This window comes from Sulfurimonas sp. HSL-3221 (assembly GCF_021044585.1).
In the GTDB taxonomy this organism is placed as follows: domain Bacteria; phylum Campylobacterota; class Campylobacteria; order Campylobacterales; family Sulfurimonadaceae; genus Thiomicrolovo; species Thiomicrolovo sulfuroxydans.
In genome coordinates this window covers 804,040-826,861 of the sequence record NZ_CP087998.1, presented here as the reverse complement: position 1 = coordinate 826,861, position 22,822 = coordinate 804,040, and the positions used below count along the sequence as shown (strand labels likewise).

At 55.3% G+C, this 22,822-nt stretch carries 29 protein-coding genes; 2 read left to right on the top strand and 27 right to left on the bottom strand.

All coding sequences use genetic code 11. From position 1 onward, the window contains the following. Positions 1-10 precede the first annotated feature (10 nt). The 25 genes from LOH54_RS04175 to LOH54_RS04055 form a co-directional block, all read right to left on the bottom strand. Positions 11-775 carry a helix-turn-helix domain-containing protein gene (locus tag LOH54_RS04175; RefSeq protein ID WP_231020544.1) on the bottom strand — a complete coding sequence of 255 codons (765 nt, stop codon included), beginning with the start codon at positions 773-775 and terminating at the stop codon, positions 11-13. Beyond that, on the bottom strand, positions 762-1,280 hold the full coding sequence (locus LOH54_RS04170) for an FKBP-type peptidyl-prolyl cis-trans isomerase (RefSeq protein WP_231020543.1): 519 nt from the start codon (positions 1,278-1,280) through the stop codon (positions 762-764). The genes LOH54_RS04175 and LOH54_RS04170 overlap by 14 nt, the downstream gene beginning before the upstream one ends. Positions 1,281-1,358: 78 nt before the next feature. After that, positions 1,359-2,270 (bottom strand): tetratricopeptide repeat protein, encoded by a 912-nt coding sequence (locus LOH54_RS04165; protein ID WP_231020542.1) that lies wholly within the window; start codon positions 2,268-2,270, stop codon positions 1,359-1,361. A 9-nt stretch (positions 2,271-2,279) separates the two neighbouring features. Beyond that, on the bottom strand, positions 2,280-2,825 hold the full coding sequence (locus tag LOH54_RS04160; RefSeq protein WP_231020541.1) for an OmpA family protein: 546 nt from the start codon (positions 2,823-2,825) through the stop codon (positions 2,280-2,282). A gap of 116 nt (positions 2,826-2,941) precedes the next feature. After that, positions 2,942-4,183 carry a Tol-Pal system protein TolB gene (gene tolB / locus LOH54_RS04155; protein WP_231020540.1) on the bottom strand — a complete coding sequence of 414 codons (1,242 nt, stop codon included), beginning with the start codon at positions 4,181-4,183 and terminating at the stop codon, positions 2,942-2,944. 2 nt (positions 4,184-4,185) lie between these two features. Beyond that, the gene (locus LOH54_RS04150) at positions 4,186-4,965 is read right to left on the bottom strand and encodes a TonB C-terminal domain-containing protein (protein ID WP_231020539.1); all 780 of its coding nucleotides are present in this window, start codon (positions 4,963-4,965) and stop codon (positions 4,186-4,188) included. Then, on the bottom strand, positions 4,937-5,275 hold the full coding sequence (locus tag LOH54_RS04145) for an ExbD/TolR family protein (RefSeq protein WP_416768921.1): 339 nt from the start codon (positions 5,273-5,275) through the stop codon (positions 4,937-4,939). Before LOH54_RS04145 ends, LOH54_RS04150 begins: the two co-directional genes overlap by 29 nt. A gap of 56 nt (positions 5,276-5,331) precedes the next feature. Then, the gene (locus LOH54_RS04140) at positions 5,332-5,907 is read right to left on the bottom strand and encodes a MotA/TolQ/ExbB proton channel family protein (RefSeq protein ID WP_231020537.1); all 576 of its coding nucleotides are present in this window, start codon (positions 5,905-5,907) and stop codon (positions 5,332-5,334) included. 9 nt (positions 5,908-5,916) lie between these two features. Beyond that, on the bottom strand, positions 5,917-6,309 hold the full coding sequence (gene atpC / locus LOH54_RS04135; RefSeq protein WP_231020536.1) for an ATP synthase F1 subunit epsilon: 393 nt from the start codon (positions 6,307-6,309) through the stop codon (positions 5,917-5,919). A gap of 27 nt (positions 6,310-6,336) precedes the next feature. Continuing rightward, positions 6,337-7,734, bottom strand: coding sequence for a F0F1 ATP synthase subunit beta (gene atpD, locus LOH54_RS04130; RefSeq protein ID WP_231020535.1), 1,398 nt, complete (start codon positions 7,732-7,734; stop codon positions 6,337-6,339). Between the two features lie 10 nt (positions 7,735-7,744). Further along, the gene (gene atpG / locus LOH54_RS04125) at positions 7,745-8,635 is read right to left on the bottom strand and encodes an ATP synthase F1 subunit gamma (protein WP_231020534.1); all 891 of its coding nucleotides are present in this window, start codon (positions 8,633-8,635) and stop codon (positions 7,745-7,747) included. 8 nt (positions 8,636-8,643) lie between these two features. Beyond that, positions 8,644-10,161 (bottom strand): F0F1 ATP synthase subunit alpha, encoded by a 1,518-nt coding sequence (gene atpA, locus LOH54_RS04120; protein ID WP_231020533.1) that lies wholly within the window; start codon positions 10,159-10,161, stop codon positions 8,644-8,646. Between the two features lie 21 nt (positions 10,162-10,182). Further along, entirely contained in the window at positions 10,183-10,716 is a 534-nt protein-coding gene (locus tag LOH54_RS04115) for a F0F1 ATP synthase subunit delta (protein ID WP_231020532.1), read from the bottom strand. Next, entirely contained in the window at positions 10,716-11,231 is a 516-nt protein-coding gene (locus LOH54_RS04110; RefSeq protein WP_231020531.1) for a F0F1 ATP synthase subunit B, read from the bottom strand. The genes LOH54_RS04115 and LOH54_RS04110 overlap by 1 nt, the downstream gene beginning before the upstream one ends. 9 nt (positions 11,232-11,240) lie before the next feature. Beyond that, on the bottom strand, positions 11,241-11,663 hold the full coding sequence (locus LOH54_RS04105) for a F0F1 ATP synthase subunit B family protein (RefSeq protein WP_231020530.1): 423 nt from the start codon (positions 11,661-11,663) through the stop codon (positions 11,241-11,243). A 131-nt stretch (positions 11,664-11,794) separates the two neighbouring features. Next, positions 11,795-12,640 (bottom strand): ParB/RepB/Spo0J family partition protein, encoded by an 846-nt coding sequence (locus tag LOH54_RS04100; RefSeq protein WP_231020529.1) that lies wholly within the window; start codon positions 12,638-12,640, stop codon positions 11,795-11,797. Positions 12,641-12,649: 9 nt separating this feature from the next. Continuing rightward, positions 12,650-13,432, bottom strand: coding sequence for a ParA family protein (locus tag LOH54_RS04095; protein WP_231020528.1), 783 nt, complete (start codon positions 13,430-13,432; stop codon positions 12,650-12,652). After that, complete coding sequence (locus LOH54_RS04090) at positions 13,429-14,061, bottom strand: biotin--[acetyl-CoA-carboxylase] ligase (RefSeq protein WP_231020527.1); 633 nt, start codon at positions 14,059-14,061, stop codon at positions 13,429-13,431. Before LOH54_RS04090 ends, LOH54_RS04095 begins: the two co-directional genes overlap by 4 nt. Then, positions 14,042-14,950 carry a methionyl-tRNA formyltransferase gene (gene fmt / locus LOH54_RS04085; protein WP_231020526.1) on the bottom strand — a complete coding sequence of 303 codons (909 nt, stop codon included), beginning with the start codon at positions 14,948-14,950 and terminating at the stop codon, positions 14,042-14,044. Before fmt ends, LOH54_RS04090 begins: the two co-directional genes overlap by 20 nt. Beyond that, entirely contained in the window at positions 14,947-15,717 is a 771-nt protein-coding gene (proB, locus tag LOH54_RS04080) for a glutamate 5-kinase (protein WP_231020525.1), read from the bottom strand. Before proB ends, fmt begins: the two co-directional genes overlap by 4 nt. Further along, entirely contained in the window at positions 15,714-16,814 is a 1,101-nt protein-coding gene (gene obgE, locus LOH54_RS04075) for a GTPase ObgE (RefSeq protein ID WP_231020524.1), read from the bottom strand. The genes proB and obgE overlap by 4 nt, the downstream gene beginning before the upstream one ends. 137 nt (positions 16,815-16,951) lie before the next feature. Continuing rightward, on the bottom strand, positions 16,952-17,209 hold the full coding sequence (rpmA, locus tag LOH54_RS04070) for a 50S ribosomal protein L27 (protein WP_231020523.1): 258 nt from the start codon (positions 17,207-17,209) through the stop codon (positions 16,952-16,954). 17 nt (positions 17,210-17,226) lie between these two features. Then, positions 17,227-17,535 carry a 50S ribosomal protein L21 gene (rplU, locus tag LOH54_RS04065; protein WP_231020522.1) on the bottom strand — a complete coding sequence of 103 codons (309 nt, stop codon included), beginning with the start codon at positions 17,533-17,535 and terminating at the stop codon, positions 17,227-17,229. A gap of 225 nt (positions 17,536-17,760) precedes the next feature. Then, positions 17,761-18,135, bottom strand: coding sequence for a RidA family protein (locus LOH54_RS04060; RefSeq protein ID WP_231020521.1), 375 nt, complete (start codon positions 18,133-18,135; stop codon positions 17,761-17,763). Then, entirely contained in the window at positions 18,135-18,527 is a 393-nt protein-coding gene (locus tag LOH54_RS04055; protein ID WP_231020520.1) for a thioredoxin fold domain-containing protein, read from the bottom strand. Before LOH54_RS04055 ends, LOH54_RS04060 begins: the two co-directional genes overlap by 1 nt. A gap of 107 nt (positions 18,528-18,634) precedes the next feature. Here LOH54_RS04055 and LOH54_RS04050 point away from each other — a divergent pair, with 107 nt between their 5' ends. Both LOH54_RS04050 and LOH54_RS04045 read left to right on the top strand, forming a co-directional pair. Beyond that, entirely contained in the window at positions 18,635-19,825 is a 1,191-nt protein-coding gene (locus LOH54_RS04050) for an amidohydrolase (RefSeq protein ID WP_231020519.1), read from the top strand. Continuing rightward, positions 19,818-21,266, top strand: a complete 1,449-nt coding sequence (locus LOH54_RS04045) for an ATP-binding protein (protein ID WP_231020518.1) — start codon at positions 19,818-19,820, stop codon at positions 21,264-21,266. The genes LOH54_RS04050 and LOH54_RS04045 overlap by 8 nt, the downstream gene beginning before the upstream one ends. On the opposite strand, the gene dapE is transcribed toward LOH54_RS04045, so the two are convergent. Together dapE and LOH54_RS04035 are read right to left on the bottom strand one after the other, a co-directional pair. Then, positions 21,260-22,354, bottom strand: coding sequence for a succinyl-diaminopimelate desuccinylase (gene dapE / locus LOH54_RS04040; RefSeq protein ID WP_231020517.1), 1,095 nt, complete (start codon positions 22,352-22,354; stop codon positions 21,260-21,262). The genes LOH54_RS04045 and dapE overlap by 7 nt on opposite strands. Before the next feature lie 2 nt (positions 22,355-22,356). After that, positions 22,357-22,683, bottom strand: a complete 327-nt coding sequence (locus tag LOH54_RS04035; RefSeq protein ID WP_231020516.1) for a hypothetical protein — start codon at positions 22,681-22,683, stop codon at positions 22,357-22,359. Positions 22,684-22,822: the final 139 nt, after the last annotated feature.

Sequence of the window (22,822 nt, the reverse complement as noted above, 5' to 3'; positions counted from 1 at the left end):
TCCTCCTGAATTATGGTTCAAGCAGACCGAACTGCTCGTTTTCCGCAATCTTTTTGCGCAGGGTGTTGCGGTTGAGACCCAGGCGTTCTGCCAGCTGCAGCTGCGATTTGAACTTGCGCAGACCCGTACGGATCAGCGGGACCTCGTAGAGGTGCAGGAATTTGCGGTAATCGTTGTGCGAGCCCATCTGTGACTGTAAATAACGCTCCATCACCTGTATCACCTCCCCTTCGTTGACCCCGCCCATCAGGCGCTCAAAGTAGATCTGCTTGCGCAGCGAGTAGGCGTTATCGCTCAGGTCCGGTTTTTTACCGGAGGGAGAAGCCTCGGGGGAGAGATCGAAAATCCGGTCCGCCTCGGCATTGAAATGGCTGACAAGCAGCTCGACGTCCTCCGGGCGCTCGAGAAGCGGCGGCAGGGCGATCTTGACGCTGAAGAACTCCCAGATAGCATCGGAAAGGTATTCCGATGACGCCGTGGCGATCAGACGGAGTTTTTCCGTTTTGACCCGCTCGAAAAGCAGCGTAATGTTCGGGCAGTGTTCAATATGCGTCAAAACAACTTCGTCATTGCTTTCAAGCGCATTGAGCACATTGTCAAAATCCCGCGCATCCAACACGACCGCGCCGGGCAGGATCACCCGTGCAAGCGTCTGTTTGCCTGTTCCCTTCGGTCCGCTGATAAGTGCGTTGACCTGGAGGGTTTTGAGGAGAGTCGCCGTCCGCAGCGCTTCGGTCGAAGCGTGTGAGGCCGCCAGAAACTCAGTGGCAGCCACAGCTATGTCCGCCGCTACTTCCGCAGCAGCTGTCATCAACCTTGTTCTCTGCCGGTACGCCACTGGCGATTTCATCGGCAGTCGCGTCGCGTACTTCATTGATCGTGACGCTGAACATCAGATCTTTTCCGGCCATCGGATGGTTGAAATCGACAACAACGCTCTCGTCTTTGATCTCTTTGACGAGGACCTGGACCGTACCGCCGTCTTCACCCTGACCGTAGAGTGTCATGCCTTCTTGAAGATCGATACCGGCGAACTGTTCTTTCGGAACATCCTGAGTCGCTTCAGGATTGTAGTCGCCGTATGCGTCAGAGGCTTTGACCAGGACATCGCCCTTTTCGCCTGCTGCCATATCCTGGATACCCGCTTCGAGGCCCGGAATGATCTGTCCCTTGCCGAACATAAAGACGAGCGGCTGACCGCCGATGTTGGAGTCAACGACCTTGCCGTCGGCCTGGACTTCATACTGGATGGATACGACTTGATTCGTTTCGATTGCCATAATATTACCTTTACAAAAATTTAGGGATTCTAACCCGATCTAACTATAGTGCGGCTGAAAAAGTGGCGCTATAGCTGCCTACAAAGTATTCAGAAGCCGTTCTGCTTCCGCTGCTTCACCGGAGGCAGGGTATTTAGCGATAAGTGACCGGAGAAACTTTTTCGCGTTTGCCGAATCACCGGTATGCATCATACATTCCGCACTGTGGAGCATCAGTGTCGGCATAAACGATGTTTTCGAAGAACGGGCTGCACTCTCCTTGAAGTATGAGAGCGCTTTGGACCACTCTTTGCGGTAGTGCCACATCTCCCCGATCATGAAGTGCGCATAGGCCGGTTTGTAGTTGCGGCGGATCAGCTCCTCATACATCGGGATGGCATCTTTGAAAAAGAGCTTGTTATAGCTTGCCTTCGCTTCGGCGGCAAGCTCCTTGCTCGATTTCGACTCCAGGGATGCGCCAGCCGCCGGGGCGCTCACGCTTTTGAGGGTTTTGCCCAGATCGCGTTTAAAGGCGTTGATCTCACCGACAAGCGCGTTGAACTCATCCTTGGAGACGTAATTGGCGTTGATGGCGTCCACCTGTGTCGCCATACTCTCCAGGAGCGTCTTCAACGAAGCGATGTTGGCTTCGTCCGCCCTAACCGCCTCTTCCAACGCCGCGATCCTGGCATCGCGCTGGGCGCCGATGTCTTCTCCGGATGTCAGTTCCGTGACTTTGAGCTTGTTTTCCTGGGTTTTTTCCGCCAACCCCTCGATAATCGTCTGCAATCCGTCAATGCGTTCGCGCAGGCTCTGCAGTTGGGCACTGTTCTCTTGGGATTTGCGTTTGGTATTCTTGAGGTTCTGCCGGTTTTCGACAATCTTTTTTTCGGATTCAGTCAACCCGTAGGGCGAATCGCTGTCAAGATTGCCGGCACCGAATACGGAGGGCTCAGACGCCTGAAGCTGAAGCAGCAAGGCGCCCGCCAGAAGGAGGGAAAGACGTTTCATTTGTCCCGATTACGGAAGGAGTTTGAAATCGTCGCGGCGGTTCTTGGCCCAGCACTCCTGTGTCTTTTCGACACAGACCGGATTGCTTTCGCCGTAGCTGACCATGCTGATACGCTCGGCGTTGACACCTTCGGCGACCAGCGCATCTTTGGCGGCTTTTGCGCGTTTAAGGCCCAGGGCGAAGTTATACTCGTCGCTACCCCATTCGTCACAGTTACCTTCGATTTTGATGTTAAAGGCAGCTGCTTTGCCCTGCATCAGAGCCGCATTTGTCTGGAGCTTCGAGGACGCTTCCATGCTGATATCAAATTTGTCGAAAGCGAAGTAGATGGAGTCCATCTGGCTCTCCAGCGCGCTCATCGTCTCTTCACCGATCTCGATCGTGCTGTCGCTGACGCCTGCATTCTCATCGACGACAACAGTATCTGCATCCGCCGCACTCTCCATCTGGCTGCTTTCCGCACCCGTCTGCGTCTCATCGATCGCCGGTGTTTTAGAGCTACATCCAGCCAACAACATCAGAACTACACTGCTGTATACCAACATATTTTTCATCACAATCCTTTAGGGAGTCCGAACAGAGCCTTTCACGAGGGTGTTCATTAATTAATCCAGAAGATTTTAGCAAAAAAAACTTAACAGGATATAGCAACCTGCTTTAAGTTTACGGATTACCAGTCCAAAGACTGGATTTTTCCGCTTGCAAGGGGGAATAAAAAGTTTTTGTTCTGCGCCAGACGGATCACCCCGATCGCACTCTGTTGCTTATAGTTTTTGATATAGATGATGGCATCGCCGTCATCGGAGAAGCGGGGGAACTCGTTGATGCCCGTGGCGGTCAGACGCCGGATAAAGTCCGTCTTCATCGAGATCAGGTGGAGATTGAACGTATTCGGGCCGAAAGCGTCGTTGGTCTCACGGGATTTGTAGACGACATATTCGTTATGCGCGCTGCACGCGGAGTTGTCTTTGCCGTAGAATACAAGCTGTTCGATCTTGGCTTCGCCCGGGCGCTTTGCAAAAACATTCGGATACCCGAGGCGGTTGGAGATAAAGACGACGCGTCCGTCGTTCATAAACTGCCCGTTGACGTCGATGCCGCCGTAGGTCGTGACGCGCTTGGCCGTTTTCGTGACCGTATCATAGAGGTAGATATCCGGCTGCCCGTTGGGCGCCATGGTCAGCAGCAGATCCCGCCCGTTCCGTCTGACATCGGAACAGACCAGCATCCCGTCCGAACTCAAGATGGCATTGCGGGCGCCTGTTCGGACGTCGATCTTGAAAAGGGTCGGTTTATTCCCGCTGAGGGAAGTGTAATAAAACGCACTATGCGCCTCGTCCGCCCATTTCGGGAAGACATTGAGTCCTCCTTTGATCATAACATGCTGATAAGAGAGGGTATAGTCCGCGATGACGATTTCGCTCTCCATGCGCCCTTTGAGACGTGCGAAGATGATCTTGCGCTTGAGCCACTCCAGCGGCGCCTGGCCGAAGAAGTCGTTGATGTCATAGGCGATCGCATGCGCCACGAAGGGGCTCATGCCCGTGTTGGCCACCCGGTAGCTTTTCTGCATCACGACCTTGTCGTCCTGGAAAAGGCGGATGTCCGCGACAAAAGCGGCATCGTCGTCGCGCAGGCGGAAACGCAGCGTATAATCCATGGCACGGTTCAGTATCGAAGCGTTGTCAAAATGGGTGGTGGCGTAGTGGTGATCAACATTGAAAAGCGTCAAAACGTTCAGGTCGCTCGAAAGCAGTCTGAAAAAACGTTTGGCCGGCGTGCCGGTGAAATCGACGGAGGCATCCTCCACGGCAATGGACGGAAGGCTGTCGGCTTCTTTTACTACTTCAATGGTCGCATCGGCGGCGAACATCAACGTCACACTCATCATCATGGCAATGAAAAAACGCATCGTTACTCCTTGGAGACCAGACTGACATCCAGTACGGCCTCATTTCCTTTTGGGTTTCTCTCGAACCTGACGCGCAGGAGACGCTGCTCCAGCTGCGTGACCTCCCGGTCGAAAAATGCCTCGCCTGATGGGCGCAGCACTTTAAAACGCGTCATCTTCCCACTGGCCGAAATCCAGATGCGGATCAGTGAAACCGAACCTTCGGAATTGACCGGCGGGAAGAAGTTCTCATAGATAGTGGCCTGTATTTTAGCGTAATACGCATTGACTTCCGCGCCGCCCGATGCGCTCTGTCCGCCGGCCTCCTGTGAGGGGCGTACGAGGCTCAGGTTCTTGACCTTCTCCGCCGTCGCCGTCGTTTCCCGTTTCTTCGTCGTTTTAATGCGTTTTTGGAGGTTGGCAAGCCGTTTCGTATCGATCTTTTTCTGATCATCAGGACGCTTGGTATGTACGATCTTCTGCGTCTGGATGTCCGAAAAAAGCGACGAGATATCCTCAACAGGCGTGGCCGTTTCCTCAGGCTCGGGTATGGGTTCCGGCGCTGCTTCTTGTTTGGGGACGGGTTTGGGGGTGTTGTTCTGCTTCGAAGTCACCAGCGGGACATCCACCAGAGAAACAGAGACAGCGGAACTTTTTGTCATCGCGTAACTGTGCATTTTGTCCAGTCCCCGCAGGAGCTGGAAAAAAAGCAAGATGATCAGGACAAAAAGGACAACGGCATAGACCCCGCCCAGATAGAAGTCCCTGGGGTCGTCAACCGTTGGTAGCGAGAGAGACTTCACTGAAACCTGCCTGTTTTACCGCCGCGAGTACCGACATCACCATTCCGTAATCCAGCGAACGGTCGGCACTGATCGTCACCGTTGACTTAGCATCGAGATTCTGTTCGGCAAAACGGTAGAAGTTGTCGATAAATCCGAGACGGTCGAATTTCTCTTTGTTGACAAGAATGACACCCTCTTTCGTGATGACGATGTGTACCGGGGGTTTTTTCTGCATCTGCTGCTGTGCCGAACCCTGGGGAAGGTTGATCAGCTCTTCATAGACAATGTTCGGAGCAATGACCATCAGGATCGCCAGAAGTACGAGCATCACGTCCACAAGGGGCGTAATGTTCAGTTCCGGGCGCTCATCCCAGTCGAATACGCTCACGCGGCGTCCGTCTCTTTCGCCATCAGGGCATCACGCTGCATCTGCAGCAGGCCCGTCAGCTCATACGCGCGGCGTTTGAGGATCTGGTGGTAGGTGTACGCGAAGATCGCGACAAAGATCCCCGCCGCCGTTGCAACAAGCGCGTCGGAGACGCCGGCGGCGATGACGGCCATCGTTCCGCTGGCGCTCCCGATGTTGTTGAAGGTGTCAAGGATGGAGACAACCGTACCGAACAACCCGATAAACGGTGCCGTGGAGGCGACGACGGAGAGAATCGCCAACCCTTTTGTCGCTTCTTTCGTACCGGCGAAAAGACCCAGGTCGAAGAGTTCCGCGGAGAGACGTTTACTGCTCTTGATAAAGTGGTTGAGGTAGGAGTTCGCTGCGATCCCCTGTGCACCCATCAAAAGCGATTCAAGAGAATCTGTCTCTTTGTCGACCCAGCGGTTGAGTGAAAGATAGCGGTAAAAGAAGGTCCAGTTGATTACGATGAAATAGAGTGCAAGCAGTGCCAGGACCGCGAGGGTGACACTGTTGCTTTTGAGATAGTAGTCGCTGAGCGAATCAAACATGATCGTCGCTTACAGCAGTTTGTGTGCAGCCGATTCGATCTTGGCTGAGACCGAAGCCAGTGCCATCTTGGAGTCCGAAACGTCCGACAGGAGTTTTTTCGCATCCTCGAGGACCTTGGCGATTTCGCTTTCGCCTTCACCGCGGATCGCGACGGCACCGTCGACCAGCACCGTCACTTTCGATTCAGTCACCTGAACCACACCCCAGTTCACGACGATGGACTCGGTGCGTTTCTCTGCAGTGACGATGTCAATGACGCCGGCTTTGAGCTGCGTGGTCAAAGAGGCGTGGCGCGGCAGTACACCGAACTCGCCCTCTTCACCCGGCAGCGTGACTTCGACGGCTTCATTATCAAAAATGAGGCCGTTCGGCGTGATCACTTCCAGTTTAAAAGTATCCATGACTTATTCCTTTTGCACTGAAAAAGATTACGCTTTGGCTTTTTCAGCTTTTTCGATCGCCTCTTTCATGTCACCGACCATATAGAATGCGTTTTCCGGCATGTGGTCGTATTCACCTTCGAGAATTCCCTTGAAGCCTTTGATCGTGTCTTCGAGAGTGACATATTTACCCGGAGCGCCCGTGAAGACCTCTGCAACGAAGAACGGCTGAGAAAGGAACTTCTCGATCTTACGTGCACGTTCGACAGTCGCTTTGTCGTCCTCGGAAAGCTCGTCCATACCGAGGATCGCGATGATATCCTGCAGGTCTTTGTACTTCTGCAGCGTCTTCTGGACACCGCGAGCAACATTATAGTGCTCTTCGCCGATGATCTGCGGGTCGAGCAGGCGAGACGTAGAGTCAAGCGGGTCGACGGCCGGGTAGATACCTTTTTCAGCGATTTTACGGTTCAGAACCGTCGTCGCATCAAGGTGGGCAAAGACAGACGCCGGTGCCGGGTCAGTCAGGTCATCCGCAGGGACGTAAACCGCCTGGACGGAAGTGATTGATCCCTTCGTCGTAGACGTAATACGGTCCTGCAGTGCACCCATCTCGCGTGCCAGTGTCGGTTGGTAACCAACAGCGGACGGAATACGGCCGAGAAGTGCAGACATCTCGGAACCGGACTGCGCGAAACGGAAGATGTTGTCGATGAACATCAGAACGTCGAGGCCTTTTTCATCACGGAAGTATTCCGCCATGGTCAGACCCGTCAGTGCGATACGGTTACGTGCTCCCGGAGGCTCGCTCATCTGGCCGTAGCAGAGGGCAACTTTGTCCAGTACGTTCGAGTCTTTCATCTCGTGGTAGAGGTCGTTACCTTCACGGGTACGCTCACCGACACCGGCGAAGACGGAGTAACCGCTGTGTGCGTGTGCGACGTTGTGGATCAGCTCCATGATAATAACGGTTTTACCGACACCGGCACCACCGAACAGACCGACTTTACCACCCTTTGCATACGGTGCGAGGAGGTCGACGACTTTGATACCCGTTTCGAACATCTCAGTTTTCGTGCTCTGCTCGACGAGTGGCGGAGGATCGCGGTGGATAGACCACATTTCAGCGTCAGTTACCTGATCGCCTTCGTCAATCGTTTCACCGATAACGTTGAAGATACGGCCGAGAACTTTGTCACCGACCGGTACTTTGATCGGAGCACCTGTCGCAACGGCTTCCGTACCGCGGACAAGTCCTTCAGTCATATCCATGGCGATCGTACGGACACGACCGTCACCGAGGTGGGAAGCGACTTCAAGTACCAGACGGTACTCGTTGCCTTCCACACTTGCTTTTACCTCGATCGCTTCATTGATCGCAGGAAGATTTCCGTCGAACTCAACGTCGACAACCGGTCCCATGACCTGGATAATTTTTCCAACCATTCGATTCCTCCTATTTCATCGATTCGACGCCGCTGATGATTTCGATCAGCTCGGTCGTAATTGCTTCCTGACGCGCCTTGTTATATTGGACTGTCAGTTTCTTCACCATCTCTTTGGCGTTGTTCGTAGCCGCATCCATCGCCTGCATCCGCGCAGAGTGCTCCGCCGCGACCGAATCGATCAGGGCGTAGTACATGTTGTACTCGGCGTACTTGGTCAGCAGGGCATCCAGCATCTTTTCGCTGTCTTCCGCTTCCAGTTCCAGCAGGGAACCTTTGCTCACATCCTTACAGTCAAACTCTTCCGTATCGACCGGCATGATGCGGTTGACGTGGAGTTCCTGCGTGATGACGTTCTTGTAGCCGTTGTAGACGACGTAGACACCGTCGATCTTGCCATCTTTGAAGTCCTGGATAGATGCATCCATGAAATCGGCGGCGCGATCCATGTCCGGCGCAGAGCTCAGACCGATCTCTTCGTCGAGCATCTCCACCTGGTTATAGCTGAAGAACTCGATCCCTTTCTTGCCGATACCGCGAAGGCGAACTTTCACCTTCTCGTCTTTAAACTCGGCCATCAGCCTACGAACGGCTTTGATCGTCTGCATGTTGAAGCCGCCGCAGAGGCCCTTATCGGCCGTCACGAAAATGATATCGACCATTTTCGGCGCTTCAATCTCGGAGAACGCGCGGTTTTCGATACCGCCGATCTTCATACATTCGATCTGGCTGGCCAGTTCAGAGATCATGGCATTCGTTTTTTCGGCGAAAAGACGTGAGCGCTTTGCGAGCTCTTCCGCACGACGAAGTTTCGCCGTGGAGACGAGCTTCATCGCACGCGTCGTTTTCTGCGTGCTAGAGACACTCTTGATCTGTCGTTGAATATCTTTTAAGTTGGCCATGATGGTCCTTACTCAGCGACGAAAGACGCTTTGAACTCTTCGATCGCTTTTTTCATCAGTGCACTCGTCTCATCGTCGATTTTTGATGTAGAACGGATGTTCTCGAAAATCTGAGGATAAGAAGCTTCTACGAACGGATACAGTTCTGCTTCGAACTTGACAACGCTGCTCGCCGGCATGTCATCAAGGTAACCTTCGTTACCCGCGAAGATCACCAGTGCCTGCTTTTCAGCAGTCAGCGGAGAGTACGGCGGCTGCTTCAGAACTTCGACCATGCGCTGACCGCGTTCGAGCTGCTTGCGGCTGACTTCGTCGAGGTCGGAAGCGAACTGGGCGAACGCCTGGAGTTCGCGGTACTGTGCCAGGTCGAGGCGCAGTGTACCGGCAACCTGCTTGGTCGCTTTGATCTGCGCTGCACCACCGACACGTGATACAGAGAGACCGACGTTGATCGCCGGGCGGATACCGGAGTTGAACAGGTCAGTCTCGAGGAAGATCTGTCCGTCGGTAATGGAGATAACGTTTGTCGGGATATATGCCGCAACGTCACCTGCCTGTGTTTCAATGATCGGCAGCGCCGTCAGAGAACCTGCGCCCTTCTCATCGTTGAGCTTCGCAGCACGCTCGAGGAGGCGGGAGTGGAGATAGAAAACGTCACCCGGGAACGCTTCGCGGCCCGGAGGGCGGCGGAGGATCAGAGACATTTCACGGTAAGCGACCGCATGCTTGGAAAGGTCATCGTAAACGATCAGACCGTGGCGAGCGTTGTCACGGAAGTATTCACCCATCGTGACACCTGTGTACGGTGCGAGGAACTGCAGTGCAGCCGCTTCGGACGCTGTCGCGGAAACGATGATAGTGTACTCGAGTGCGCCGTGCTCTTCGAGGCGGCGGACGACCTGAGCAACCGTAGACTCTTTCTGACCGACAGCAACATAGATACAGACAACACCGTTGCCTTTCTGGTTGATGATCGTATCGAGTGCAACGGTTGTTTTACCTGTCTGGCGGTCACCGATGATCAGCTCGCGCTGACCGCGGCCGATCGGCACGAGGGCGTCAATGGACTTGATACCCGTTGCCATCGGCTCATGGACGGATTTACGTGCCATGATGCCCGGTGCTTTCTCTTCGACGAAACGGTTTTCCGTTGCTTCGATCGGGCCTTTGCCGTCAATCGGCTCACCGAGGGCGTTGACAACACGACCGAGCAGTGCGTCACCGACCGGTACACGCAGCAGTTTGCCCAGGCGCTTGACGCTCATGCCTTCGCGCAGTGCACCGCTTTTACCGAGGATAACAACACCGACGCTGCTCTCTTCGAGGTTGAGGACAAGACCCTGAGTCCCGTCTTCGAATTCGACCATTTCACCGGCCATTGCATTGGACAGGCCATAGACCTGAGCAACACCGTCTCCGTAAGAGACGATCTTCCCTGTTTCATTAATCTCTACGTTCAGTTCAAAGTTTTCAATACGTTCTTTGATGATCGAACTGATTTCATCTGCTTGTACTTTTGCTACCACTATGCTATCTCCTTTCCAAGATCAAATTGCTTTTAAGATGTGCTCAACGAGTTGAGCGTTCATGCGGCTCTTCGAGAGGCTGACCTCGACACCGAGATCCTCCACTTCTACTTTGATACCGTCATAATCCGACGCGACGAAGGCGAGCGTGATCGTCGCATCCATCTTTTTACCGAGGTCGCTGCTCAGCGCCGCGAGGGTCGATGCTTCGACCGCCGTGTTGCTGTAGACCTTGCCTTCATAGGTTTTGTTCATCCCTGCCAGTGTCAGGCGGAGTGATTCCGCGATCGCCGGGATAACCGTCAGGCGCTTTTTCTCGACCAGCAGTTTGATCAGGTTGTTCACCGCGCTGCTGTCGGCACCCGCTACGATGGCGAGCAGGAGCTCTTCTTTCGCAGCGTCACCGATTTGAGGATCATTGATGATATCGGCAAACGCTTTCTCTTTAAAAGCATCCGCGAGCGCATCAAAAAGGATTTTTGTATTGGTCAGAGCCTCGGCATCCATCATAGAAGTGAGGGCTTTGACGTAACGTTGTGCGATCATCGCTTCCATTAAGCCACCTTCTTCATAATGATGTCAGCCATCTTCTCTTTATCGAGAGAAGCTGTACTCTGTGCCGTCACATCTGAAAGAACGGTTTCGACCACACCGCGGACCATCTGGCGCTCCGCGAGGTTCTCTTTGTCTTTCATCTGTTTTTCGAGAACGGCGATCTCATTGGCAGACTGGACTTCAATCTGCTTCTTGAGAACCTCTTTCTCTTTTTCCGTTGTTGCCGTCAGTTCAGCCGCAAAGGTTTTCGCCTCTTCAACGCGCGCTTCCGCAGCGGTTTTTTCCGCTTCAGAGGCACGCAGTTTCTCCTGAATGCTGTTCAGACGGTCGGCGATTTCACCGGCACGACCGGTAAAGAACCCTTTGACCGGCTTCGCCAGCAAATACCACAGGATTCCGGCGAAGATCAGGAAGTTGACCGTACGCGGAAGAATATCTGTCGCACCGTGCTCGGCACCGGATGAAGCAAAGAGCGATGCTGAAACGAACAGGGTCATTACCAACAGTTTTTTCATCATATCTCCTTATATCTTGCTGATCTTGGCGTTAACAGCCTCGACGTAAGCCGGGACCTCTGCAGCAAGCGCTGAGCGGAGGTTATCGCGCTCTGTCGCAAGTTCCGCCTCAAAGGCATCGTAGGCTTTGGCCAGCTCAGCACGCTTGGCACCGATGGCGGCTTCCGCCGCTTTTTTTGCATCCGCAATCACTTTTTCCCGTTCCGCAGCCGCTTGCAAACGTGCTTCGCTGATAATGGAATTTGCCGTTTCGTTCAGTGCACTGACTTCGGCGTCGTTTGAGCCGATTTCCGCCAGATCGTTCTGAATGTCTTGGTCACGTTTTTCCATGAAAGCGAAGAGAGGTTTGTAGAGCATACCGTTTAGAACGGCGATAAGGATAAGGAAGACAACAGCTGTACTGATGAGCAGCAGTGGACTAATATCTAACATATCACCTCCTAAAAGTTGCGTGATTATACAACTTATAAATTAAAAACCCTGTTAAGTTGGGAGGTGAAAAAGCGAAAAAGGAGAAAAATTACAAAAGGGTGAAATTTTTTGGTTACAAATTAATGCAGCGGTCAGCCGAGGATGTCCAGAAAACGGGCAATCTCCTGCTCATCGCGAAAAGTGATGGTGATTTTGTTCGTTCCGGAAGCCACAGAAAACCCCCCGCCTGAGAGGGCGTTCCGTACGGCCCCGAGGTCGTATTCTGGGGCTTTCGGCTTCTCCTGTACTTCATGCTCGCCGCGGCTCTTCAACCGTTTGACCATCTGTTCCGTCTCGCGGACACTGAGCTTCTGGCCATGGATGGAGTCAACCATCACCTTCTGTTCCTTATCGGTCAGCCCGACGAGGACTTTGGCGTGGCCGGCGCTTATCGTCCCGTCCACGAGGGCGGAGAGGCTCTTCTTGGAGAGCTGCAGCAACCGCAGCGTGTTGGTGATGTGACTGCGGCTTTTGTGGACCACTGCCGCCAGCTCCTCCTGGGTCAGACCGTGGAGGTTGATCAACTCTTCGTAGGCCTGAGCCAGTTCGACGACGTTGAGCTGCTCGCGCTGGATATTCTCGATCAGCGCATGCTGGCGCATCTGCGCCTCGTCCAAGGAGGCGATGACCGCACGAATCGTCTTCAGTTTCGCCAGTTTGCTTGCACGCCAGCGACGTTCGCCCGCGACGAGGATGTAGCCGTCGACGTCTTCGACGAGGACGATGGGCTGGATCAGGCCGTGGGCTTTGATAGAAGCGGCCAGTTCTCCCAGCGCTTTTTCATCGAAATGTTTCCGGGGCTGGAAAGGGTTCGGCCGTATCTGTGAGAGGGGGACCTCTACGACCTGGGCGTTTTTGGGGATTTCGTGATCGTAGGCCTCTTCGATCTCTCCGAGCAGTTCGCCCAGGCCGCGTCCAAGGGATTTCGCTTTTGCCATACCTATCCGTTACGCCAGGATCGCCTGAGCAAGGTTCTGGTAGGCCACGGAGCCGCTGGAACGTCCGTCGTACAGGACGGCGGGTTTACCGAAACTCGGGCTTTCCGCCAGTTTCACGTTGCGCGGGATGACGATGCAGTCGTCCATCTCGTCGGTGAAGAGCTTCTCCTTGAAGTGCTGGCGCAGGTCCGCCAGGACCTGCTTGGAGAGGTTGTTCTGCGAGCTGTACATCGTCGGCAGGAACCCCTTGATCGCCAGCGCGGGGTTGATCGTTTTACGGATCAGGCGCACCGTGTTCAGCAGCTGTGCCAGCCCCTCCAGGGCGAAGAATTCGCACTGGATCGGGATGATGACCGAATTCGAGGCGCTCAGGGCGTTGATCGTCATCGGCCCTAGTGCCGGCGGCGAATCGATAATGACATAGTCATAATGCTCTTTGACCTGCGCGATCGCCTTTTTCATGATCAGTTCGCGACCTTTGCTCTGGCTGGAGTCGTAATACTCTTTCTCCACCCCGACCAGGCCGATGTTCGAGGGCGCGAGATCCAGCATCGGCAATTCGGTCGTCAGGATGATGTCGCCGAGCTTCTTTGCCCCGATCAATACATGGTAGATATTGAACTCGTAGTCGTTACGGGTATATCCCAGCGATGTCGTGGCATTGGCTTGGGGATCGGCATCGATCAGCAGCACCTTTTTCCCTTCAACGGCAAGGGACGCCGCGAGATTTACCGCAGTCGTCGTCTTGCCTACCCCGCCTTTTTGATTGGCGATTACAATTACTTCACTCATCGCTGGCTGTATATCCTTTGCCCGTCACACATAACCGATCCATCGTCGCATAACACCGCGTTTTCTAAGGAAAATTTATGATGATTATTATGCGTTTGGAACCGTCTGCTTTTGTCAAATTCTAGCGCGTATAGTCTGAAGATTTCCTTCCATTTTGGAAATCCTTCCAGCCTTGAAAAATAATCATCTAATAACTTTTTTCGTGAAATTTCAATGTCCAGAGCAGCAAACCCCTCCGGGGCATTTTTCAGGTTGAGCCCGATGCCGCACACCAGGGTATTTTGCCGCATTGTCGTGATCGTCCCGCCGATTTTCTGTTCGCCGATGTAAAAATCGTTCGGCCATTTCAGCCAGACGTCCGACCCGGCATCTTCAAGGGCCATTTTGAGCAAAAAGGCGAAATAGATGGAGGAGGATTCAAGCTGCAGGTCCGGGGGCAATGCGCTGCGCGCCACGGCAAAGGAGAAAAAGAGGTTCCCCTCCAACCCCGTCCAGCTGTTCCCCCGGCTCCCCCGCCCGGCGTCCTGGGCATCCGCCACCACCGCCAAGGGGGGTCTCTCTCCTGTTTTCAGGGCGTCAATGAGATAGCGCTGGGTGGAATCGACCCGGTCAAGCCAGTGTATCGTCAAGGCCGAGCCGTTTCCCGTTGAGGTAGTCAACGACTGCCATCGCTTTTTTCGACGGCGGCTGGACCGTCTCGATCCAGAGTGCACCCATGCTGCAGCCTACTTTCACCCGCGATTTCTCAACGGCGAGAATACGCCCCGGAACAAAACCGCCGTCTTCTTCCGCCAGATGCATCTTTGTCAGTTTCAGGCCGCTTTCCAGGTAGACCCCCGGCCAGGGGGTGAAGGCACGGTACTTGTTATAGAGGGAGCGGGCGTCGTCAAAAGCGACTTCGCCGTCGGCCTTGCTGATCTTCTTGCAGAGGCTTGCGTCGGCGTCGTTCTGCGGCACCGGCGTCAGCTTCGGGTAGGAGCGCAGCACCTGCGGCGTCATTTCCGCGGCGAGGTCGGTCAGCCGTTCGAAAAGGCTCCCCACCGTTTCATCGTCGCCGATGGCGATACGTTCAATGAGAAGAATTGGCCCCGTGTCGAGCCCCTCTTCCATGAGCATCGCCGTCACGCCGGTCTCTTTGTCCCCGTTCAGCAAGCTCTGCTGGATCGGGCTGGCGCCGCGGTACTGCGGCAGGATGGAGGCGTGGAGGTTGATGCAAGGGGCGTGTGCCAACACGGCCTTGGGCAGGATCTGCCCATAGGCGGCAACAACGATATAGTCGCACGGGATCGCTTGCAACGTCTCAACCGTCACTTCATCGCGGAGACGATCAGGCTGATAGACGGGAATGCCCGCCGCCTCCGCCACCGTTTTGACCGGTGGCGGCGTCATCACTTTTTTCCGTCCCACGGGCTTGTCCGGCTGGGTGTAAGCGGCGACGACCTCGATGTCATCCTGCGCGATCAGTGTCTCGAGGATCCGTGAAGCGTAGTCGGGGGTACCCATAAAGATCACTTTCATACCGACACCTCCGGGGTAAAGAGCGTCCCGCCACTCTGGGTGTCATGCAGCAGGAAGTTCTCGACGTCTTCCAGTTCAAAACCGCTGGCCAGGAACATGCTGCGGCCGCGTTCAAGGAGAAAGTGCGCCGCTTTGAGTTTGGTGACGATGCCCCCGGTTGCAAAGTTGTTGTGCGGCGTCACCTCCTTCGAGAGCTCCTCCGCTTTGATGGTGTGTACGAGCGGCCGGACGCAGGCATCGTCGTGACAGTGCGGGTCCTTGTCGTAATAGGCGTTTATGTCGGAGAGAATCACCAGCAGATCGGCGTTGAAATGGTACGCCGTATAGGCGGAAAGCTGGTCGTTGTCCCCCAGGACCAACTCCTCGACGGCGGTGGCGTCGTTCTCGTTGATAATCGGCAGTACACCGTTCTCGATCAGGGTGTCGATGGTGTTTCGGGCTTTTTCTGCCTGGCTCTCCGTATAGAAGTTAGCCGCCGTCACCAGGACCTGCGCCGGCAGGATACCGTGCTTCTCAAACTTCTTCTTGTAGCGGTTGAGCAGCAGCGGCTGGCCGATGGACGCGAGCGCCTGCTTGTTCGCCAGGACGCTCTTATCGAGCTTCAGCTCCGTATAGCCTGCCGCCACGGCGCCGCTGGAAACGAGGATCACTTCGTAACGCTCCTTGAGCCGGGCGATCAGATCGACAAGGTTCTGCATCCTGTCGCGGGCGATGCGATTGTTCTCGGTGAGGACGGCGCTGCCGACCTTGAGGACGATCCGTTTCACGCGCGTTCCATCTCCACCAGTGTATGCAGCGCAAAGTTGAGGGGCTTGATGTTCTCATGGGCAACCGAGGAGATCGGGACCATGAAAAAGGGTTTTTCCCGGTCAAAACTCTGGGATTCGTCGGAGAGGTCCTGCTCGTAAAACGGCAGAGCGTCATCGAATCCGTAGCGGCTTTTCTGCGACGGGGATACCCCCACCAGCTTCATCATCTCCGCGATCTTCTCCTCGGCTTCCTCTTTGGAGAGGGCGTCGACGCGGGTCAGCGCAATGGCGAAGGCGCGTGTGGCGAGCATCTCGCTGAAACGTTCCAGCTCCTGCTGCAGCGTCTCGTACTGGTAAGTCATTGTCATGTACGACGCCAGGTCGATCATGAAAAGCAGCGTTTTGGTCCGTTCGATATGGCGCAGGAACTGTAGTCCCAGACCGCGTCCTTCGCTGGCGCCGTCGATGATCCCCGGGATATCCGCCATGACAAAGGATTCGAAATCGCTGACGCGGACCTGCCCCAGTTTCGGCGTCAATGTCGTAAATTCGTAGTTCGCGATCTCCGGCGTCGCATTGGAGACCGTCGAGATGAGCGTCGATTTACCGACGTTGGGGAATCCGACCAGGCCGACATCCGCGATCAGTTTCAGCTCCAGACGGACCCGGCGCGTTTCTCCGGGTTCGCCCGGCTGCGCGTAGGTCGGGCGCTGGTTCGTCGAGGATTTGAAGTGGGTGTTCCCCAGGCCGCCTTTGCCGCCCTGCAGCAGCTTCTGCTCCTGCCCCTCGCTGACCAGGTCCATCAGCAGTTCGCCGCTCTCGGCATCGAAGACCTGGGTGCCCGGGGGAACGATGACAAAGAGCTTCGATGCAGACTTGCCCGTCATGTTGGAGCCGAGGCCGGGGCGGCCATTTTCCGCCACCAGCTTATGCTTGCCGTGGTAATGGGCCAGGGTGTGGGTATTGTTGTCGACGCGGAACCAGACGTCCCCGCCCCTTCCGCCATCCCCGCCGTTCGGGCCGCCGTTGACGACGAATTTCTCGCGGCGGAACGCCACACAGCCTGCGCCGCCTTTCCCTGATGACAATTCCAATTCGATCTGATCGACAAACATGCATTAAATCCTTGTAGGGCTTCACTCAACAGAAGACTTGGACATCCGTTTAGAAGTATACTGTTAAATAAAGGTGATTCTTATAGAAAGCAGCGGCGCCGAGCTAAGCTCGGGCGGCGTGTAGTTTAAAAAGCGGCTTAGGAAGCCGGGACGATAGAGACCTGCTTGCGGGTCTTATCTTTGCGCTCGAACTGGACGATGCCGTCAACCAGCGCGTAGAGCGTGTGGTCTTTGCCCATACCGATGTTCTGGCCCGGGTGGACTTTCGTACCACGCTGGCGAACGATGATGTTTCCGGCTTTGACAACTTCGCCACCGAATTTCTTCACACCAAGTCTACGTCCCGCGGAATCGCGGTTATTCTGTGTACTACCTTGACCTTTCTTGTGTGCCATATCGAACTCCTCCTAGATTACGCCGCGATCTTCGTGATGCGAACGCGTGTGAAACTGCGGCGGAAACCGCGCTTGAGCTTGCTGTCTTTACGACGGCGTTTCTTGTAGATCGTGACTTTCTTGTCGCGGCCTTCGTTGATGACTTCTGCAGTGACAACCGCACCGTCAACAAAAGGAGCACCGACTTTCAGCTCACCGGCATTGACCGCGAGTACTTCTTTGATCTCGAGCGTTGCTTTCGGCTCAAGGCTCATTTTGTCAAGCAGGAGGATATCGCCCTCTTCTACTTTATACTGCTTGCCACCGTTTTTGATGATTGCGTACATAGCATTTCCTTGTAATGTATAGAAAAGAATCTCTACTTAAAGACTCAGAGTGTATCCGACTCATCAAAACGTGACAATCAGTTCGATCAGGCCTTTTAGCGCCTGGATGGAGGAGCGCTTTCAACGACACGCATGCCGCGACTTCAGCGCGCTCCTCTGGTTACACTCTCAGTCTTCAAGAGAGGTCCCTGTTCTTTTAGTGGGCGAATTATAGCCAAAAAGGCTTTAATCCGCAAGGGCAATCGCGTCTATCTCCACAAGGGCATTTTTGGGCAGGGTTTTGACCGCCACCGTTGAACGCGACGGCTTATGATCACCAAAGGCGTCTGCGTAAAGAGCGTTTACTGTTGCGAAATCGTCCATGCTGTCCAGGAAGATCGTTGTTTTGATCACTTTGTCCAGGCCGCTGCCCGCCGCTTCAAGCACCGCCGTCAAGTTTGCGAGGACCTGCTTCGTCTGAACCGTGATATCGTTTTCAAGCATCTCTCCCGCCGGGGTCAGCGCGATCTGCCCGGAGGTGTAGACCATCCCGTTCACTTTGACCGCCTGCGAGTAGGGTCCGATAGCCGCTGGGGCGTTTTCTGTCTGTACATATTGCATTATTTTCGTTTCCTTTCCACATCGTCGAGTATGGACATAAAATCCTCTATGTTCCAGTAGCCCGGCATTTTAACCAAAACCCTCTCATCGGGACTTAAAAAATAGTGCATCGGAATCATCGGTGCCTTGAGCGTTTCGGGATAGCTCCCGCTGCCACGCTCCACTTCCACCCCGACGGCCATACCATCGAGCCGTCGGCGGACCCCATCGTCGCGCAGCGTTGTACGTTTGAAGCGCTTGCACCAGCGGCAGCCCGGCTCCGTGATCAGCACATAGACCAGTTTTCCCTCCGCCGCGGCTATCCGTTTGGCATCGTCCAGGCTCTTCGCCCACTCCGTCGGGGAGCCAAAGAGCAGTGCGGCGAAAAAAACAATATTCAGCAGATAGCGCATGTGCCCCCTCTATAGTAGGTCCATTTTAGCACAAGAAATGCGCGGCGCGCCAAAGATTGCTTTTAATGTGACTGCACTATAATCAAATCAAACGGGGAAGGTGACGCATGGAAACACGGCAAACCACACTGTTCGAAACGATTGACGCCATCGAAGAGCGGATCGTGACGCTGCGGCACGAACTGCACGCCCATCCCGAGCTTTCAGGTGCCGAGGAGCATACGACCCTGATGATCAAGGCTATCCTCGAAGCGGAGGGGCTGCAGGTCCGCTCGTTCGAGGAGCACTACGGGCTGATCGCCGAGATCGTCGTCAACCCGGACGCTCCCTTCGTCGCCCTGCGCGCCGACATCGACGCCCTGCCGATCCAGGAGCGTACAGAGGCGGACTATGCTTCGCAGGCCCGGGGCATCATGCACGCCTGCGGGCACGATGCCCATACCGCCATACTGCTGGGGACCGCCCTGGCCCTCAAGCGCGTTGAAAGCAGCCTCGGGCAGAACCTCCGCTTCATTTTCCAGCCCGCCGAGGAGATCACGGAAGGAGGGAGTTCGCAGATGATCGCCCACGGCGCCCTCGAAAACGTGAAGACGATCTTCGGGCTGCACGCCTACCCCTACCTTACTACCGGCCAGGTCGGCTACAAGTACGGGGTCATGCTCGCCTCTGCCGATACCTTCGAGATCGAGATCTTCGGCAAAAGCGCGCACGGTGCCCGTCCCCACGAAGGGGTCGACGCCATCCTCGTCATGTCGATGGCGGTGAACTCCCTCAACCATATCGTCTCCCGGCGGATCGACCCCCTGCACCCTGCCGTCATCTCGCTGGGAACCGTCGAAGGGGGCAAGGCCCCCAACGTCATCTGCGACCACGTCAAGGTGTGTGGGACGGTGCGGACCGTCAACCATGACGTCCGCCACGCCATCCCCGAGATGATGGAGGTCTCCATCAGAGGGATCTGCGACTCCATGCACGCCACCTACGACTTTGCCTACCGTTACGGTTCCCCGGAAGTGCAGAACCACGACGCCATGGTCGACATCGTCCGCGCCGCCGCCTCGGAGGTACTGGAAGAAGCGAACGTCATCGATCTCGCCGACCCCGTGATGGGCGGGGAGGACTTCGGGCGCTACCTCGAGATCGTCCCCGGTGCCTTCTTCCGGCTGGGAACCTGCGATCCCGAAAAAGGGACCTGCGTCGCCCAGCACAATGCCCGCTTCGATGTCGACGACGACGCCCTGCGCTACGGCATGAAGATCATGGCCCTCGCGGCACTGAAAGCGATGGACGATGCGTGACCTCATCGAAATCCGCCTCACCAGCAAAACCCACTTCGGCCTCTTGCGCTACACCTGCAAACACCTGAGACAGCTGCTGCCGCTGCATCGCCCAGAGCAGCTCTCCGAAGCGATCGACCAGCTGCTCGAGAACATCGTCGAACACGCCTATGAAAAATTGGAGAACATGGATGTCACGGTCCGTTTCACCATAACTCCCCGGCAGTTGCAGATCGATGTGGAGGACAGCGGGCTCCCCTTTGATTTTACCCCTTTCATGAGCGAGGCGGTCGACCACACCACCCAGCATGAAAAGGGCTTTTACCGCATCTATGACCTCGTCGACCGTTTCTGGTTCACCATGCTCGAGAACAGGGGAAAACGTTTCAGCGTCATCCAGGCCTTCGAGCACAACTATGACATCCGTACCGGCAAAACCTCGACGGCACTACCGGACAAGGAGACGATCCTGCAGCGGCTCGATGTCCGGCGTTTCGAAGCGTCGGATGCCGAGGGGATCGCCCAGCTTATCTATAAAAACTACCACTACACCTACTACAAGAGCCAGTTCTACGATCCCGTCAAGATCCGGCAGCTCAACCAGGACCGGGAAGTCGTTTCCATCGTCGCCGTCTACGGGGTGCGCGTCGTCGGCCATTTCGCCCTGGTGCTCTCCCGCCGCGCCGACATCGCCGAAATCGCCATAGCCGCCGTCGACCCGGAATTCAAGAAGATGGGGATCATGAACCGCATGTTCGATACGATCATCGTCACCGCCAGGGCGATGCATCTCAACGCCATCTACGGCGAAGCGCTGATGCTGCACCCCTACAGCCAGAGGGCCAACCTCTCACACGGTATGTGCGAAACGGCGATCGTACTGGGCGAGGTCCCTTCCCAGACGGAGATCGAACGCCAGATCAAGGCTTCCTTGCGCAGCGGGGCGATGATCAGCTTCCTCGTCTTTGACACCCATAAACGCTACCGCTCGCTGCCGCAGCGTTATGCCGGGCAGATTGAAGCCGCCTACCGCTGCGCGAAGGTGGAAAATTCGACCAGCAGACCGGCCAATCCCAATCGCCAGCTCCTTTCGCACCATTTAAACCCCTATATCAATGTCGGGTTCATCATTATCGAGGGGCTGCCCGATGACGAGGCGCTCGATGAGCTGATCGACCTGATGCACACCGACCACTGCGAAATGGTGTATGCCGATATCAACCTCCACCATATCGAGGAGATAGACGAAGTCGTCGCCATGCTGGGCCGTCGCCATTTCTTCTACAGCGGTGTCTTCTTCAGTTACTATCATAATGAGGATTATCTGCGACTGCAGCGTAAAAACAGCCGGTTTGTCGACGAGGAGCAGTTGGTGTGCTATTCGCAGCATGCCAAGGCGATGCTGGAGTATATTCAGGCCGACGAAGCAAGGGTCGCCCCTGCGGGCGTAGAGGTTCAGTAGGTCGCGATCACCCTTTTAAAGACGTCGCAGAGCCCCCTGACCTGCTCGGGCGTCGTACACTCGTTGGGCGCATGGATTGTGTCGTTGCGTACCCCGAACTCGATAACATCGATGCCGTATTCGGCAATAAAACGGGCGTCGGAAGTTCCGCCCGCCGTGGAGTGTTTGGGACGCAGGCCCGTGACCGACTCGATCGCAGCGTCGATCGTGCGCACGATGTGGGTATTTGCATCGGTGACAAAGGGCTTGGCGCTCTGGTCCAGGCTCAGGGTATAATCCATCTCCTTGAAATAGTGGTGGACAAAAGCCTCGATGTCCTCCTTGGCCGTCTTCGTAGAGTTGCGGACATTGAACATCATCTTCAGCTTGCCCGGCGTGACGTTGGTCACCTCCATCCCCGCGCGGATGTCGGTCACGACAAACTGGCTGGGGCTGAAATATTCATCCCCCTCGTCTAGGTTCACCCCCGCCATATGGTGCAGCACCTTGGCAACTTTGTGGATGGGGTTTGTTGCTTTTTCCGGGTAGGCGGCGTGCCCCTGTTTGCCCCGCTTCTCGATTACCCCGTTGATGGAGCCGCGTCGGCCGACCTTGATGGCGTCGCCGAACTCGTCTTCGCAGGTCGGTTCGGCGACGATGCAGGCATCGGGAAGCATCCCCTCCGTCTGCAGCCACTTGAGCAGTTCCACGGTGCCGTGTTTCGCCGGTCCCTCTTCATCGGAGGTCAGCAGCAGGGAAAGGGTCCCCCGGAATGCCTCGGTCTCCTTGACCGCCTGCAGGAACGCCGACACACCGGCTTTCATATCCTGCGCGCCGCGGCCGTAGATCTTCCCCGCTTTCTCGACGGCTGTGTAGGGGTCCGTGTCCCACCCCTCGCCCGCCGGGACGACGTCAACGTGTCCCGCGAAACAGAGGTGTTCCCCCTCGCCGAAACGTTTGTAGATAAAGAGGTTTTTCACCTCGGCGACGTCGATGCGCACGGCGGTGAAGCCGTCCAGGTAGCCCTCGACGAAATCGAGGATACCACCGTCGTCGGGCGTCTCGCTCTTGCGTTCGATCAGGTGCTTAAAGAGTGCAATGACGTCCAAACTCAGCCTTTCGGGTTCTCATAGAAGACATACGCCGTCGAGTAGTCGCTGACCTCGAAATAGATCTTCTTCTCACCGCTGTCGACTTTGTAGTTGAAGTTGCTGTCGAGTACACCGTAGCTGTAGCGGAAGGGGCGCGGCGAACCGTCATCGGTCCCTTTGCCCGTACTCATCTTGCCGATCTTGATAAAACGCATCACGAGCTTGCCGCCGCTGTAGATATCGAGTACCCCATTGGTTCCCGTCCAGTTCTGCAGCCCGTGGCCGAACTTGTTCTGCGTCTCCTGGGTACAGCCGCCTAATAAAAAAAGTATCGTTAAAAACGTCATCCATACTCGCATGATAATCTCTCTTAGCATCTTGAATTTATGCAAGATTATAGCGTTTTACTTGCCTCAGAAAAAATGAACGTACTGTTTCAAACAAATACCAAAAGCCAAAATAAATATCTAATTTATATTTTTATAT

Bases quoted from the DNA above. Each gene is read 5' to 3' on its own strand.
- LOH54_RS04170 (WP_231020543.1), bottom strand. From the start codon at position 1,280: ATGGCAATCGAAACGAATCAAGTCGTATCCATCCAGTATGAAGTCCAG.
- LOH54_RS04165 (WP_231020542.1), bottom strand. From the start codon at position 2,270: ATGAAACGTCTTTCCCTCCTTCTGGCGGGCGCCTTGCTGCTTCAGCTT.
- LOH54_RS04160 (WP_231020541.1), bottom strand. From the start codon at position 2,825: ATGAAAAATATGTTGGTATACAGCAGTGTAGTTCTGATGTTGTTGGCT.
- tolB (WP_231020540.1), bottom strand. From the start codon at position 4,183: ATGCGTTTTTTCATTGCCATGATGATGAGTGTGACGTTGATGTTCGCC.
- LOH54_RS04145 (WP_416768921.1), bottom strand. From the start codon at position 5,275: ATGCTCGTACTTCTGGCGATCCTGATGGTCATTGCTCCGAACATTGTC.
- LOH54_RS04140 (WP_231020537.1), bottom strand. From the start codon at position 5,907: ATGTTTGATTCGCTCAGCGACTACTATCTCAAAAGCAACAGTGTCACC.
- atpC (WP_231020536.1), bottom strand. From the start codon at position 6,309: ATGGATACTTTTAAACTGGAAGTGATCACGCCGAACGGCCTCATTTTT.
- atpD (WP_231020535.1), bottom strand. From the start codon at position 7,734: ATGGTTGGAAAAATTATCCAGGTCATGGGACCGGTTGTCGACGTTGAG.
- atpG (WP_231020534.1), bottom strand. From the start codon at position 8,635: ATGGCCAACTTAAAAGATATTCAACGACAGATCAAGAGTGTCTCTAGC.
- LOH54_RS04115 (WP_231020532.1), bottom strand. From the start codon at position 10,716: ATGGAAGCGATGATCGCACAACGTTACGTCAAAGCCCTCACTTCTATG.
- LOH54_RS04110 (WP_231020531.1), bottom strand. From the start codon at position 11,231: ATGAAAAAACTGTTGGTAATGACCCTGTTCGTTTCAGCATCGCTCTTT.
- LOH54_RS04105 (WP_231020530.1), bottom strand. From the start codon at position 11,663: ATGTTAGATATTAGTCCACTGCTGCTCATCAGTACAGCTGTTGTCTTC.
- LOH54_RS04100 (WP_231020529.1), bottom strand. From the start codon at position 12,640: ATGGCAAAAGCGAAATCCCTTGGACGCGGCCTGGGCGAACTGCTCGGA.
- LOH54_RS04095 (WP_231020528.1), bottom strand. From the start codon at position 13,432: ATGAGTGAAGTAATTGTAATCGCCAATCAAAAAGGCGGGGTAGGCAAG.
- fmt (WP_231020526.1), bottom strand. From the start codon at position 14,950: ATGAAAGTGATCTTTATGGGTACCCCCGACTACGCTTCACGGATCCTC.
- obgE (WP_231020524.1), bottom strand. From the start codon at position 16,814: ATGTTTGTCGATCAGATCGAATTGGAATTGTCATCAGGGAAAGGCGGC.
- rpmA (WP_231020523.1), bottom strand. From the start codon at position 17,209: ATGGCACACAAGAAAGGTCAAGGTAGTACACAGAATAACCGCGATTCC.
- rplU (WP_231020522.1), bottom strand. From the start codon at position 17,535: ATGTACGCAATCATCAAAAACGGTGGCAAGCAGTATAAAGTAGAAGAG.
- LOH54_RS04060 (WP_231020521.1), bottom strand. From the start codon at position 18,135: ATGCAATATGTACAGACAGAAAACGCCCCAGCGGCTATCGGACCCTAC.
- LOH54_RS04055 (WP_231020520.1), bottom strand. From the start codon at position 18,527: ATGCGCTATCTGCTGAATATTGTTTTTTTCGCCGCACTGCTCTTTGGC.
- LOH54_RS04050 (WP_231020519.1), top strand. From the start codon at position 18,635: ATGGAAACACGGCAAACCACACTGTTCGAAACGATTGACGCCATCGAA.
- LOH54_RS04045 (WP_231020518.1), top strand. From the start codon at position 19,818: ATGCGTGACCTCATCGAAATCCGCCTCACCAGCAAAACCCACTTCGGC.
- LOH54_RS04035 (WP_231020516.1), bottom strand. From the start codon at position 22,683: ATGACGTTTTTAACGATACTTTTTTTATTAGGCGGCTGTACCCAGGAG.